Source organism: Deinococcus psychrotolerans, assembly GCF_003860465.1.
Lineage (GTDB): Bacteria > Deinococcota > Deinococci > Deinococcales > Deinococcaceae > Deinococcus > Deinococcus psychrotolerans.
Genome location: NZ_CP034184.1, coordinates 75,714 through 89,829 on the forward strand (window position 1 = coordinate 75,714; position 14,116 = coordinate 89,829).

General features: G+C 60.2%; 14 protein-coding genes and 1 pseudogene. 10 read left to right on the forward strand and 5 right to left on the reverse strand.

The features are described from left to right. From EHF33_RS21900 to EHF33_RS21825, 3 genes and pseudogenes are all read right to left on the reverse strand, one after another. Positions 1-1,001, reverse strand: a pseudogene (locus EHF33_RS21900) (transposase). Between the two features lie 383 nt (positions 1,002-1,384). Beyond that, positions 1,385-1,939 carry a dihydrofolate reductase family protein gene (locus EHF33_RS14105; RefSeq protein ID WP_124873328.1) on the reverse strand — a complete coding sequence of 185 codons (555 nt, stop codon included), beginning with the start codon at positions 1,937-1,939 and terminating at the stop codon, positions 1,385-1,387. A gap of 199 nt (positions 1,940-2,138) precedes the next feature. After that, positions 2,139-2,633 (reverse strand): helix-turn-helix transcriptional regulator, encoded by a 495-nt coding sequence (locus EHF33_RS21825; RefSeq protein ID WP_124873330.1) that lies wholly within the window; start codon positions 2,631-2,633, stop codon positions 2,139-2,141. 874 nt (positions 2,634-3,507) lie between these two features. Here EHF33_RS21825 and EHF33_RS14115 point away from each other — a divergent pair. The 3 genes from EHF33_RS14115 to EHF33_RS14125 all read left to right on the forward strand — a co-directional run bounded on the left by EHF33_RS14115 (position 3,508) and on the right by EHF33_RS14125 (position 5,761). Further along, complete coding sequence (locus tag EHF33_RS14115) at positions 3,508-3,996, forward strand: ubiquitin-activating E1 family protein (protein ID WP_164473520.1); 489 nt, start codon at positions 3,508-3,510, stop codon at positions 3,994-3,996. Between the two features lie 110 nt (positions 3,997-4,106). Next, a complete protein-coding gene (locus EHF33_RS14120) occupies positions 4,107-4,601 on the forward strand; it encodes a hypothetical protein (protein ID WP_124873332.1) in 495 nt (164 codons plus the stop codon). After that, the gene (locus tag EHF33_RS14125; protein WP_124873334.1) at positions 4,598-5,761 is read left to right on the forward strand and encodes a hypothetical protein; all 1,164 of its coding nucleotides are present in this window, start codon (positions 4,598-4,600) and stop codon (positions 5,759-5,761) included. The genes EHF33_RS14120 and EHF33_RS14125 overlap by 4 nt, the downstream gene beginning before the upstream one ends. Before the next feature lie 56 nt (positions 5,762-5,817). Here EHF33_RS14125 and EHF33_RS14130 read toward each other — a convergent pair whose 3' ends face one another. Continuing rightward, the gene (locus tag EHF33_RS14130) at positions 5,818-6,561 is read right to left on the reverse strand and encodes a hypothetical protein (RefSeq protein WP_124873335.1); all 744 of its coding nucleotides are present in this window, start codon (positions 6,559-6,561) and stop codon (positions 5,818-5,820) included. Between the two features lie 563 nt (positions 6,562-7,124). On the opposite strand from EHF33_RS14130, the gene EHF33_RS14135 reads away from it, so the two are divergent. From EHF33_RS14135 to EHF33_RS14150, 4 genes are all read left to right on the forward strand, one after another. Then, complete coding sequence (locus tag EHF33_RS14135) at positions 7,125-7,319, forward strand: hypothetical protein (protein ID WP_124873337.1); 195 nt, start codon at positions 7,125-7,127, stop codon at positions 7,317-7,319. Between the two features lie 62 nt (positions 7,320-7,381). Beyond that, complete coding sequence (locus EHF33_RS14140) at positions 7,382-7,603, forward strand: hypothetical protein (protein WP_124873339.1); 222 nt, start codon at positions 7,382-7,384, stop codon at positions 7,601-7,603. 119 nt (positions 7,604-7,722) lie between these two features. After that, on the forward strand, positions 7,723-8,427 hold the full coding sequence (locus EHF33_RS14145) for a hypothetical protein (protein ID WP_124873341.1): 705 nt from the start codon (positions 7,723-7,725) through the stop codon (positions 8,425-8,427). Positions 8,428-8,554: 127 nt separating this feature from the next. After that, positions 8,555-9,256, forward strand: a complete 702-nt coding sequence (locus tag EHF33_RS14150; protein WP_124873343.1) for a hypothetical protein — start codon at positions 8,555-8,557, stop codon at positions 9,254-9,256. Here EHF33_RS14150 and EHF33_RS21130 read toward each other — a convergent pair. Continuing rightward, positions 9,249-9,407, reverse strand: coding sequence for a hypothetical protein (locus EHF33_RS21130; RefSeq protein ID WP_164473521.1), 159 nt, complete (start codon positions 9,405-9,407; stop codon positions 9,249-9,251). The two genes, EHF33_RS14150 and EHF33_RS21130, sit on opposite strands and share 8 nt — an antisense overlap. A 755-nt stretch (positions 9,408-10,162) precedes the next feature. Here EHF33_RS21130 and EHF33_RS14155 point away from each other — a divergent pair. From EHF33_RS14155 to EHF33_RS14165, 3 genes are all read left to right on the forward strand, one after another. Next, positions 10,163-11,401, forward strand: coding sequence for an ABC transporter substrate-binding protein (locus EHF33_RS14155; RefSeq protein WP_241191356.1), 1,239 nt, complete (start codon positions 10,163-10,165; stop codon positions 11,399-11,401). A 187-nt stretch (positions 11,402-11,588) separates the two neighbouring features. After that, positions 11,589-13,019 carry a glycoside hydrolase family 76 protein gene (locus EHF33_RS14160; RefSeq protein WP_164473522.1) on the forward strand — a complete coding sequence of 477 codons (1,431 nt, stop codon included), beginning with the start codon at positions 11,589-11,591 and terminating at the stop codon, positions 13,017-13,019. Further along, complete coding sequence (locus EHF33_RS14165; protein WP_124873349.1) at positions 13,016-14,098, forward strand: glycoside hydrolase family 76 protein; 1,083 nt, start codon at positions 13,016-13,018, stop codon at positions 14,096-14,098. The genes EHF33_RS14160 and EHF33_RS14165 overlap by 4 nt, the downstream gene beginning before the upstream one ends. Positions 14,099-14,116: the final 18 nt, after the last annotated feature.

The window sequence follows — 14,116 nt, forward strand, 5'->3', positions numbered from 1 at the left end:
TCAGACCATCCGATTCTTGCGCTCAAATTTAGGGACCGCAATCAGTGGGTCAACCATGCGCCTTGTGATGGCGCGAAACGGCAGCGACCCTGACGCTGAGCCCGTTTTGAATGAACCGGGCGTCGTCGGTGCAGGGACTTCACGCCGCTCTTGAACCCAGAGACTGACTCGGCGCTTTGAACCCACGTAGCCGGCTTGAACGAGGTCACGATAGAGCTGACTGGCATTCTGACAGCCCGCCTCCCAGCGCGCTGTCAACAGTGTTTGAAACGGCGTCAGGATGCCTGAAGGTCGGGCATGCCGCCTCCGATCCATCTGCCCTTGACAGCGAATAGCGCGGTGAACCGTGGCTCGACGGACGCCTGCGGTTCGGACGATCGCGGCAATGCTTTGACCCTGCTGGGACAGTGCATAGAGTTCGGCATATTGCGCTTGTCTGCGTGCCGTGGCCTCCTGGCTTGACCGTTCTGCTGAGGTAGACTGGAGGGAGAGCACACCGTGCTTTCCCTCCAGCCCGAGCGCCAGAGACATGTACTCACGATGTCGTTGAACTTGACGTTCCAGCGCTTCACGCAGGTTTTTCACCAAATGCCAGCGATCCAGGATCTGCTGAGCCTGTGGCGCACCTCCGCTGACCCCCGTGCATATTCGGTGGACCGATCTCGAGCCACCACTTCAATCTCGGGATGATCCCGAAGCCAGCTGGCCAGGGTCGTCGCTGTCCAGTCAGGTAGCACGTCAACTGGCTTGCTAGCGTCCAGGTCAATGACGAGTGTGCCGTAATGTGTGCCCCATCTAAAGGCAAAATCATCGACTCCAACGCGCTTGAGTGAATGCGGGGGCTGAGTGGGGGTCATGCGCTGCATGACCCGGAGAGAGGTGGTGCAGGAACGCTGGATGCCCCAGGCCCGACCGATACGCTGACTGACGCTTGCCCCGCCCTGAAGTGCTGAGTCCTGAAGAGTGATGGTGAGGCGCTCAGTCATGCGAGCAGACCGCATGGCGATGCCGGGAAGTCGTTCGCAGAAAACCTGTCGTAGACAGATTTTCTCTCGACAACGGAATTTTTAGACACGGAGCTGAAGGTGGACAGTATGTCCAAGGCAGGGTAAATCTGCTAACGTTCGCGCGCAGTGGCTGTGGAGACTGCGGGAAACGGTCTGGCAAGACGGACACGGTGTCGAGTCTCCAGAGGTCTCGGCGGTCACCAGAAGCTGCTCAGCATTGGAAGTGACGGCGATGATCTCCAGGGGCCGATCTGGGAACAACAGAGCAGTCCACCACTTGGGAAGGGTCACCATGCTCTATATCAGCACATCCAGACGCGTTGCACCGAAAGCATGTAAGAGCCACCAAACCGTAGCAACTTCACTTCCGCCCCGACTCATTTATCTGGATTGCTGGGCTGTTCGGTTCGGTAACTTAGCACTATCACTCCGGTGGTGGTCGCGTGGGTGCTGGCCAAGTGCAACGCGGCCCGGCTGTCTTCCGAGAACAGCCGACGCCCCTCACCCACCACAACCGGACAGACGATCAGATGAAACTCGTCGATCAAGTGGTGCTCCAGCAATGAGCGCACCAGTTCGCCGCTGCCGTAGATCAAAACGTTTGCGCCTTCGCCCTGCTTGAGTGCTCGGACTTCCTCGACAATATCGTGTGAGAGGGGCGTTGCGTTCCACGCGAGGTCGGTCAGTGTGCGGGTGGCGACGTGCTTGGGCAAGGCGTTGATGCGCTCAGTAAACGTACTGCCGTCGGTGTTCGCTATCCACGCCGTCGACATGCCCTCGTACGTCACCCGTCCGAGCAGGAGCGAGTCGCTCCCGGTGATCCACGTGTCTTGCAGTGTGCCAAGCTCCTCGCTGAAATAGGGAGCCGTCCACATGGGGTTGCTCATGATGCCGTCCAGACTCAAATACTCCACCGCGACAATCCTACGCATAGTTTATTCTCCTTTGCTCCGGCCATGTCCCTCAGGACAGACCCTGCACCACGGCAAAAGTATAAAAAAATGTCCCACTGACGTCTTGTATCGAAACGACACGGCGTCCGTACTGACGCCGCTGCTCCACCAGTAGATGGGACGGGCCGCAGCACGATAAGCCGACTCTCCGCGTGCGCAATCTGCCTCGGCTCGGATCTTACGACTCCAGTTCCCGGACGCTAAGGGGTGAGTGCGCCCAGACCTCGCGAACGATGCGTGCGGGGGTGCGGCCCGTCAGGTGCCGGAGCGTCCTAGTCAGGTGCGGCTGGTCAGTGTACCCCAGATCGTGAACGACATCCGGAATGGAGCTGCCCAGTTGAAGCCGCGCCACCGCCTCCCGCGCCCGCTCAATGGAGAGGACTGCACGCTGAGAAAGCCCGGTGGCTTTTAAAAAACGGCGTTGTAAGGTGCGGACGGTGGCTGAGCGCTCAATCAGTTCGTTGCTCAGGAGAGATTCGACGATGGGTTCAGAGCGCAGGAGTCCCAGGCGGACCAGACGTTCGACAAAGGCGTCGGCGTCCCCTGCACCTGGAATGGGAAGCGCTCTGTCATGCAGCCAGAACGACTCCCCCGTGGTGGACAGAGTGGCGTGCCGATCCAGCAGATGTGTGGGAGGCAGCGAGGGGAGGAAGACGCCCAGACGGAAGGTGATGCCGAAGAACTCTGCGTCCTGTGGGACGTCCGCGACGGTCGCCTAGCTCTCCGGCCCACGCAGCACGACGCTCGCCCTTCCTCGGGAACGGGTGATAATCAGTTCGGATCGACTCGTCGCGAGTGAGGTGAAGGAACCAGGCCGCTTACTCTGGCCCGCCCAGACCGCTTCAACCAGGGGGGAACCCGACTCCAGACTTTCTAACACGAAGTGCATGCCCACCTCCTACTGCAAGGATAACGGACTCGCACGCCACCGCCCCGGCGGACTACCTGGCCGTTCCACCGAGACCCTGAGTCACCGAGTCAGCGGCATCAATCTGTTGGTGGCAACCTTTACCATCTGGAACACGGCGCATCTGAGAAAGTCGGTGGCCGCTTTACGAGCTATGGGCCGCACATGCCTGACGAACCCTTCCCCACAGCTCGCCACCGGGCCAGGAAGTTGAGTCCCCAGAGTCCCGAAAACGGCGCTGAGTGAGTCATTTGCATCAGGCGGTGGTATCCCGGACGAACAGTCAAGCGTGTTGATCAAATGGGCAGGGCTTCCGCTACGACCGTGAATTAGGGTGAAGGTCGGTTATTCCGTTCTCGCGCCCACTTTGGAGGATCTCTATGAACACCCCTGTTTGCATGGGCGTGATCGGTGACAATCCTGACCGAAGTTGGGGCCGGGCGGCCCACCTGCCCGCTCTTCAGGCCCTAGTGCAGTCAGGGCTTGCCATATCTCAGGTTGTCTCCCCAACAGGAATAGTGGTTGGACTGCGGCGTCAACCGCTGGTCATTACCCCTCTAATGGCCGCAGAGACGCTGGCCAGTAGAAACCGAGTGCCGGGGTCTGTGGTAGCTGAGCTTTTGGCATCTCTGAACTCTTCGTGTATCTCACCCTGGCGTGCAGCCTCAACTGGATGGCCGTCCCACAGCGCTTCGCAAGCGTTCACGGCAAAGAGACATGGGACATCGTGATCAGTTGCGTCGACACGAGGGCTGCACGATCAAGTTTGCACCGCGCGGCGTTCTCAAAGGGCTTTCACCTGTGGAAATACTGGCTGGATTGCGGCAACGACTTGAAAAGCGGCCAGGTCATCCTCGGCACGCCCCGGCGGGCGGGGAGCGAACTCAAACGCGGCCTGCTGTGCGCGACCCAATTGCATCCGGAACTGATGGACACCACGATGCCGGAGGATGACACGCCGAGCTGCTCAGCGATTGAGGCACTGAGTAAGCAGGCTCTGTTCGTGGGATGGATGGTGGCGACGCACGCGCTGGATCTGCTATGGCAACTCTTGCGACATGGCGAACTGAGTCATCACGCCCGGTACTTCGATCTCGCAGGCGCGAGGCTCTCCTCCCGCAAATGCTGAGCGGCAAGGTCTGACCTTGATGGGGTCAACTTCCCCCCTCCGTTTGCCCCCCGATGAGAAGAAATGGGGGGGGATGCTGGTTCGGCCATGACCCCCGACACACTGAAGGCATGACTGCACGACCACTCAAGCTCAAGGGATTGGAAGACGAAACTCGCCAACACGTGCTGCCGCCTGAGCGCCCTGAACGGACCATGGACTGCCTGACCCCACCCCTCTTTGGGCTGACCCTCAATCAGCCCTGGCCGCTGTGCATCCAGCAACTTGGGAAAGACGTCGAGAACCGCACGTGGCATCCTCAAGAGTGGGGTGGCGAGGTCGGCATGCTGCTCGCCATTCACGGCGGCCAGCCACCCAGAAAATTGGACGGCAACGCCGTGCAAGCCCACGACTTCCGGCAGCATCTGGACTGGATTGCACACCACATCGTCAATCCGTCCCCGTGGGCTGCGCCGGGACAGTACCATTGGGTTCTTTCAGCTGTCACGCCGGTTGAGCCGATTGCGTCTGTTGGGACGCGCGGTCTGTGGCCGATTGAGGACGCCATCGGCTTGCGCCTTCGCGCCGCACTGAGCCAAAACGCAGGCACGAGGAGCGCGTCTTGAACAAGGATGCCAAGTCATCTTCAGCACCACCCAGTCCAGCGGGACGTGGCGTGCTGTGGCAGGCACACCACGAACGTCACCACAAGCTCTTGCGGCTGCTGGATGATTTGCCCGCGAACAAGCCAGCGTTGCTCAAGCTGCTCAAGCTCCGCACCAAGACGACGGCCTGGACGATGCCGACCCCGTCCAAGCCGCCCGCAGACATCAGCATGGCGACAGGCCACACACCGTCTGCTGGGGCGCAAGCGGCCTCACCAAAGCGGGGTGGCGTGACGTTGACGCAAGTTGATCGGGAAGTCCGTGCCGCGAAACTCGAACACGCGCAGCAACTCATCCAATCCCTCCCGTATACCCGGCAACAGCTGAACATCGCCCTGACCGAACGGGGTGTACCGCTGGGGGAAACCCGGTTGTCGGGGGTGAGGAGCGGGTGGTTTCGGCAACAGATCTTGTCGGGTCAGACCAGAAACAGTCTCAGCCTTCGCCGGTTAGATGACCTGATCGGTGCGCTCCAGGCGTTGACTGTGGCCCTGAGTCCTGCGGATCAAGACGAGGGACGTTCAACAGGTGTTCAGCGCTCTTCGACCTATCTTTCCGTCGCCGCGTTCGATCAGCGGGTCAGGTCGCTGGTCGAGGTGTATGTGTTGATCGATGCGTTTCCGCATACTCGGCCTCAATTGGTCACAGCCTTGGCAGCGCAAGGGGTCGAGATTGCACTTGAGGTGCTGCGGATGTTGGCGAGTGGGGCGGCGATTCGCTGCATGTTCGGCGTCAAGACGAGGCAGCGATTCGTCATCGGTGATGTGCGATTGAATCAGGTTCTTGAAGCCTTGCGGGTGATTGAGCGCGAGCGACTGCTGCCTGTCACGTTGAGCGTGCGCCGGGGGGGGCCGCCCGCGTCGGATTGGGACGTCTCCTTCGCGCTCTATCGCCGCTTGCAAGCTCAGTTGCGGGCCATCCCATACCCGTTAATGACCGTAATTGAGCTGCTGGGCGCTCAGGGCGTGCACGTTTCGAAAACGTCGTTGGCCGGATTACGCCGTGGGGCGTGGCTCGATACCGCCCGGGCGACCCGCACAAGGTTCGATCTCTCTTCAGCCACGTTGCAGCAGATTCTTCGCGCGTTGGAAGACCTCCCCCTGACGCTCGATCAGCCCTGACGCGCTCTTGAGGCCGCACGTCAACGGGCGGCCCTAACCTCCCCAGTGGTGTGCGCTCAGGTCACCAGGCTTCGGCAGACCAGCAGCCGTTCGTTGCTCTCGCCCATCTCGTACCCGTCCGGATGCTCGATATCACTGCGGGCCGCACCCACCCGAATCACCCGGCACAGGGCGTTGTAGAGCTTGACGATGTCCCCGACTTCCAGCGGTTTGACCGGCGCTTTCTGTTCCTTCGGCGCACGCGGGACAGCCTCTTTGGCCAGCTCGATGCCGGGCAGCTCGACGTCCTTGTTCTGGCGCATCAGGTGGGTGAAGAAGCCGCCGGGGTTGGTGATGATCCGGTGCTGCGCGAGGCGTTTCATGTCTCGCAGGCGCTGGGTGACCAGTTCGACGGGATTACGGTACTTCACGACTGCTTTTAAGGCCGTCGTCGGGCTGACCCGTGCCGCCACCGCTGCCGCGACAACGGGTTGCAGTTCCACGGGCAGGAAGGTCTCGGCGGCGATGCGCTCCACGTCTGGGAGGGTCAAATGGTTACTGTCCACATGTAGTTGTCCTTTTTGTTTTTGTACGACCGTCAAATACATGTGGACAGCATCCGGGACAGCCACCACAGGCAAGGCGGAGATGACCCGCCGAAGGGTGCGGCCCTTCATGGAAGGCAGGGCCTGGTACGCCTCGCAACGGTCAATGCCGAGCAGATCAAGTGTGACTTGGGCGATGTCGTAGGCGCTGGTGCAGTGCTTGAGTTGCTCGCGGGCCTGGGCAAGACGGACGTCGAGCGTGGGTTCGGTACTCACGGTGGGTCTCCGGGCAAATGCCTGGGGTATGCCAAACCCTCTCCGGGCAGTTGACCGGAGACGCTCCCACGAGTAAAGTGGGGGTGTAGGCGAAAGCCTCCTACCTCGCCAGGTAGGAAACAATTTGGGTTTTACGGACTGGACACCCTCTGCGAACAACAGGCTACTAACCTGCGCGGGGGGTTTCCCGTTGGTCGATTGCTCGGTGACCTCCGGGGTGAGTGAATCATAACAGAAGTTTGGAGAAACGCTGCTCTTGACCCAGGACCACGCTCAAGGAAGAACAAAAAAAGCGCAGGCGCGGTCAGGTTGCTTGCCCTCACGCATCACGGCGCTGCGGGGGCGGGTGCCCGATCAGGGGACGACGGGACGTTTCATTCTGCGCAAGTCGCAGGTCATTTACACCACAAGTCCTCAACGAAAGCCCCCCCTGCATGACCACCGAAGCGGATGCAGGGGGGGCCTTTTTGGGTTGTCGTTGAGCAGCCTGAGAACGATGACGTGTGGGCAGACCCTTCCTCCGCCCACACGACGGGCGGAGAACGGGCGGAGAACGGGGCGGCATGACGATCATGACCAGACCACCCCGCACGGCCCGCGCGCAGTGCCTCGCCGAAGCGCACGCCCTCGCCCAACTCGATCAAGGCGAAACGCCATTCGAACGCGAAGCGCGCCTGGAAGACGAGGCTGAAGCACGTGACGAGCGCCTCGCCGAACAAGAACAGGAACGCTGGTACGAACGCGACGCCCGGTACTGAACTCGCCCGGCCCTTCACCCGCCAGGCGGGTGCGGCGCAACGCAGATCCAAAAGGAGCAAGCGTGGGATACCTGGAGATAAACGCCTTCCTGAAACGCGAGGCGGCCCGCAAGAAAGCCATGTACGAGCGTGCCGCGAACTTCGATCCCAGAGCGCCGGAAACGCCTGAAGCGCGTGAACTTCGCTTGGACGACGAGGCCGAAATGCGTGCAGATGAGGACGCTTACGAGAGCGCCTACGATGCCGAGGCGATTGCCCACCGAGACAGCGACCACTGGCGCTGAACACCTCAACCCACTGCTGTCCCATCGGGAAAACCCCTCTCCCAAACGCCCCCGCTGGGCACGACTCAGCGAGGGCGTTTCCATAACACGGCACCAAATCCGTCCGCTCAGGAGACCCCATGACCCTTGTCTTAGCCCAGCTGAACGATACCCGCCCCATTCGCCCCTGGAGCAGCTTCCCGACCTTTTTGTTCGGCCCCGGCTCCACCATGCACCGCATCGACCCGGATACCCTGCCGCGTCCGAGTGACGTGATCCCCGGCTTCAGTGGGCCGTGCGCGCCCCAGGGGGGGTTTTCGGTCATCTCGGACGCCTGGGAACCCCTGGCTGAGCGCGGCATCGACCCGATCAGCGATCCGAGGCGAGCGACCCTAGTGAATCTCGCCCGCACCGCCGAAGCCGCCGGGTTGTTCTACAACACCGACGTGAACCGGGCCATCTGTGACGCCCTGGGGCTGCCACAGGACGACCCGGAGCGGCTGGAGCACAGCCGATTCGGCACCGAAGTGTACTTCGCGCGGCTTTTCTTGACCCGCGTCAAGGAGATGGCCGCAGAAGCCCGAGCCTGGGCCGAGCTTGCCCTACATACCGGGCAGAAACTCCCGCCCATGCGGATCAATGGCAAGCGCATCAATGCCGTTTACGTCACCAGCGTCCAGCCACCAGAACTCAGCGAGAGAGACAGCCAACTGCTCGCCTTGAAACCCGCCGCCATCGTCCTGACCGGCAAACGCGGCTCGCAAAGCCTAGAGATCCGCACCAGCGCCGCCGGACTGCAACACGCCCTCAACGACCACTTGCGCTCCAGCCAAATGAAGTGCTGAGCTTGCACGTTTGAGGCTCGCGCAAGCCGACATGACCCCGTTCCACCCTGACCCCGGCCATCCTAAAGTCCGGCACGCCATGCCGCCTGGCTTCACGACCCTTCGCCCCTTCGCCCTGGAGAATACCATGAAAGTAACCCGACCCACCGAATTGACGCAGCTCCTTCATGCTGCTGCTGAAGCCCTGGAACAAAAGGATCAGGAAGGCACCGCACAGCTTATTCAAGAAGAGCGGGACGAATTCCGTGATGCGCTCATCCGTGCGGGGCTGACTGAGCAGGACTTCGAGATCAACGCCATACACTTTGAACCGTTCCATCAGGGTGAGCGGGATCAGCGGGATTGGGAGCGTCCTGATTTTGATCTCGAAGCGACGGTGCATACGGAGAAGCGTCAGCTGACGGTGTGCTGGTTGGAGGGCAAAAAGCTGGGATTGCTGCACGAAGGAAAGGATGGTCGGGTTCAGGTCAGTAGCGTTGGGCCAGAAGGTTTGTTTTATCAGCTGGGCGACGTGCTCAAAAATGGAGGGGAGTTTGTTCCGTTGTTCAAGGTGGTGGAGTGGTCTCCCGCTCAGGGTGAACCGCAATTGTTAGTGCGTGATCGTGCTGAGGCGTATGCCGAAGCGGACGGTCAGCGCACGTGCCGCCGCGTGATCGCGGCAAATCCCGAACTGAAAGCCGTGCTCGTCGCTGCGTTGCTCAGCAATGCCGAGCACGTCAACCTCACCATGGACAAGGTGATGGCCCGTGCTGACGAGGCGCTTTTGCTGATCTTCTCGTCGCCCCAACCTCAACCTGAATCTTCCCAAACCAACGCTATCGTCAACTAAATTCACCTGGATTCGGCTCGGCGACGATGATCGGTATCGGCCCCGCCCCGACACGGGCCTCGATGACCGCCGAGCCGAATCCTGCACTGTGCGAATCATCGCCCGCAAGAACCCGCGCAACGGTCTCATCGAATTCGCCGACGGTCAACAAGTCGGGTGTTGTCTATTGACAGTAGTCCGGAAGGTTTTAGGCAGCAAGCTGCTGAAACGGCAGATGTACGGACGGGCCAAGTTCGATCTCCTGCGGACTCGCATCCTCCTGGCCTGACGGGCATTTCCGGCCAGTTGCACGCGGCTTGCGGGAGAGCCATTGGGTGCTGATCACACCAGAATACGCAGCAGGCGTACAGTTCGCTTTTGCCGACATCGAGACCTAGCACAAACATAAAAAACCCCCGAAAAGGAAAAGAGCTGGTCACCACCCGAATCCGGTCGGCGGGATTTTGTATGCAGGCTTGGATGGCCTCAGATACTGTTGCGCCTGATCGAAAGGATCTCGAGCCAGCCAGGATTTGTTGGACGATCTTTGAAGATCGAACTTGCCAGCAGGCTTATTGGTTCGAGTGGGAGTGACGAACTGAGTTTCCCACAGCTCAGCTCAACACACAAACTTGCCAGAACCGTACTGTGCACCCTCTATTCTTTCGTCTACGTGCGGGATGCTCTATTTCAAAAAGTTGTACTACTTATATCTGAAGTTGTTATATTGACTTATGCCAATTCATCTCATTACACTCAAGAGACCCAAACTCTCCCTTTGATGCGCCTTAGTAGTACGCATCCGGCAAAGCCGACACCCAATTTGGGCATGCGGTAGAGATGTTCAACTGGGTTACGTGCATTCCGGCCCGTCGAATTCTCTCGGAGGCAGTTATGAAGATCAACCGCACAAAGGCACTTGTTTCTGTGACCGCAGCCCTAGTATTGGCGGCGGGAGCCACACGTTTCGTGAGCGCTCAAGCTTCCGGTCCGACCGACGTGGTGTTCTGGGGAAGTTGGTCAGGCGAGGGAGAGCAGCAGATCCTCACCATGGTCAACGCGTTCAATGCCTCGCAAAACAAGATCCGGGTGAAGTATGTGGTGCAGCAAGATGCAGTGACCAAGTTTCTCACGGCCTCAGCAGCGGGCAACGCCCCCGACGTCATGATCTGGGACCGCTTCGAAACTGCGCTGTACGCGCCCAAAAATGTCCTGGCACCTATCAACAGCTATCTAACACGTGACAAGATCGATCCCAAGCGGTTTTACAGCGAGGCCCTGCGAGAACTGAGCGTGGGCAACAACATTTACGGCCTCCCACTCACGGTGGACGCCCGAGCCGTGTTCTACAACAAGAAACTTTTGAAAGCGGCGGGCGTTCAACCTCCCAAAACATGGGCTGAATTGCGGGCCGCTGCCATCAAGCTCACCAAGCGCGACGCCAACGGGAAGCTGCTGGTCTCCGGCTTTGCCCTCGACGATGTTGGTCTTTTCAGCATGTGGCTCAAGCAAGCTGGCGGCAGCATGCTGACCCCCGACGGCAAGAAAACGGCCTTCAACAGTCCGGCAGGTCTACAGGTGCTCGAATTCTGGGACACCTTGCTGAACAAAGACAAGGTGTACGAAACGGGCTTTGGCCGGGGAGAAGGCAACGCCCAGGATCCATTTGTGACCGGCAAAATCGCGATGGGCTACAACGGACCCTGGAACATCAATGCCTACAAAAAATACGGCAAGGAGCTGGATTTCGGCATTGTGCCGCCGCCCGCCGGACCCACCGGGGCGCGGGGCGCAGTGATGGGAGGCTTTGGCCTGGCGCTTACCCAGGCCTCCAAGAACAAAGATGCGGGCTGGGAATTCATGAAGTGGTGGCTGAACAACTCGGCCAATGCGCTGACCTGGGGCAAGACCAGTAACAACATTCCTGGCAACCTCATTGCCGTCAACAATGCCTACTTTCAAAAAGACGCTTTCTGGAAACCCATCACGGACACACTGAAATTCGCTACCATCCGGCCTGCCGTTGCCGGGTATCCGCCGATGGAAGGTCAGGCTTTGATTCCCAACATCCAGTTGTTTCTCGAAGGCAAACAGGACGCGAAGACGACGCTGCAAAAAGCCCAGATTGCTGGAGACCGGATTCTGGAGGACAACGCCAGCAACTAGAGTCTCTCGATGTGCCCATTTTAATAAAGCACTTTTCTCACACCTGCTGGATATGTCTGAATATTGGGGGAGCATGCGACGTACCGCCTTACTTTTACTCACACTGCCGCTCACTCTCCTCGCGTCCCCCTCGGGTCGGGCGGTGCCTTCACCGGCGGTCCTCACTGCCCCGGATCCAGACCGGGCCATGCAGGATTTCTTGAAGGCGTACTGGGACGCTGACCAAGGTTACTTTCTGGCCTGGAACCGCAGCGCTCCGTTTGCCAGGCCCAGCGGCAGCGGCCCAGTAGGCGGTAAATACACCGACTTCTGGTGGGAAGCTCAACTGTGGGATCTGGTGCTGGACGCCGCTGAGCGGGAACCGGGGAATACGATGTATCGCAGTCTGATTGACGACGTCTACACCGGCTTCGTGAGGGCCTACCCAGACTGGCGCAATGATTTCAACGATGACCTCGGTTGGTGGGCGCAGGCTTCCATGCGCGCCTACCGTTTAACAGGCAATCCCCGCTATCTCCAGCAGGCTGCCACCCTCTTCGATTCGATCTGGCCGTACTGGACGGACGCTTCGGGGGGTGGTGTTCTCTGGCGGCGCAGCGGCAGCAATCAGAAAAACGTGGCTACCAACGGACCGTTGGTCGTCACGGCAGTGCGCTTGTATCAGGCCACAGGCGAACAGCATTATTTGATGCGGGCGCAGCAACTCTACGCTTTTGTGGACAGCCACTTGACGGACGGTCAGGCGCGTGTCTACGACAATATCGAAAACGGAGAGCTACGGCGCTGGGATTTCACCTATAACGTTGGCAACTTCGTGCTGGCGGCCCTGGCCTTGAGGGAAGTCAGTCTCGACCCGACAGAGCGGGCCAAATTGCTCCAGAGGGCCACCGACTCTACCGATTGGGCACTGGACAACCTGACCAATGCAGGTATTTTTTTAAACGAGGGCACTGGAGATGGTGGCGGCTTCAAGGGCGTCTTGTTGCGTGCGCTACACACGCTCTCCCAGACGCCGGGACTGGACGCCGCCGTCCAGGAACGTTACCGCCAGAGTCTACGGGATCAAGCGACCCAGGTCTGGAACCAGCGCCGAGCTGCCGACGGACTGATCGGCCCAGACTGGTCAGCGCCGCACGAAGGCGATGTGATCGAGAGTTTGGCCGCTGGCACTGGGGTGGCAGCCCTTCAACTCGCCTCACCGTCCCTGCCCGCCCGAATCGTGGTTGGTGATGGACGCTACGAGGCAGAAAACAGCGTTCTCGAGGGCGTGAAGTCCAGCGCTGTGGCTGATGGGTTTTCGGGGCGCGGCTACGTCAACACCTTCTTTCAAAGTGGGCAGTTCGTGGAATTTCACGTGAACGTCCCGCAGGCACGCCGCTATCTCCTCAAGCTGCGCTATAGCGCAGGCGGCGGCGAGGCGAGGCGGACGTTGACGGTCAACGGCGCGTCCCGAAAGCTGACCCTTCCTCCCACTCCCGACTGGGCTACCTGGCGTGACTTGGACATCGCGATCGAGCTGCCTGCTGGCTCCAGCCGAATCCGGATCTCGTTTGACGGCGAAATGAACAGCCGGGGATGGCTGAACCTGGATCGTCTGACGCTTGGAGATTTGAAATGAGTGTACCGCTCCGCGTTCCAACGACACTGACGACTGACCGCGCCCAGCAAGCTTTCGACGACCTGATGCTCCACTACTGGGATGAGCCGACCGGCCTCTTCAAGATCCGCGTGCCGGTCGTTCACGCTGAGCATGACCTGCCCAGCGACCCGTTTCATTACTGGTGGCAAGCCCACGCACTCGACAGTCTCATCGACGCTTTTAGGCGTGACGGAAATGCTCTGCATCTCCAGCGAGCGGCGCGTTTGTTGGGCAGCATCCAGATGCAAAACGCCAGCCTGACCAATGACTATTACGACGATATGGAATGGCTGGCCCTGGCGGCGCTGCGGGCGTGGGATGCCAGTCAGAATCCGGTCTTCAAGCACGCCGCGCTGACCCTGTGGGCTGATATTCAGGGCGGCTGGAACGAGCATTGCGGCGGCGGCATCGCCTGGCGCAAACCGCAACTGGACTACAAGAATACACCCGCCAACGCGCCCGCAGTGATCCTGGCGGCCCGGCTGTACACGCGCTTCGGTGATGCGTCCGACCTCGCCTGGGCACAGCGCATTTTCGGTTGGCTGGAAGCCCATCTGATCAACCCCGTGTCCGGCTTCGTGTGGGACGGCATGAACCGGCTAGGTGACGCAACCACCGACCGTGACTGGACCTTCACCTACTGTCAGGGTGTCGTGGTAGGAGCAGCGCTTGAATTGCATCACATCACAGAGAAACCCGAATATCTGGCGGCGGCGCACCGCACTGCCGGGGCGGCCCTGACCCAGTTAGCCGATCCGGTCACACAGGTGATGCCTGACGAGGGCGGCGGCGACGCGGGACTCTTCAAAGGTATTCTAGTGCGCTACCTCGCTCAACTGGTGCAGGTGACCGGAAACGAATCCATTCGGCGCTGGTTGACAACGAACGCAAACGCCGCCTGGACGTACCGTGACGCCGCTTCCGGTCTGTCTGGACGGTCGTGGCAGGCACTGCCGCAGTTTCCCCTAGAGCTGACTGCCGCTCTCTCCGGCGTCATGCTCTTTGAACAGATGGCCGCGCTCAACCCGGCTCCGGAAGACTTGAGGCCAGATTCATGACGCGTCTGAGCATGGAGT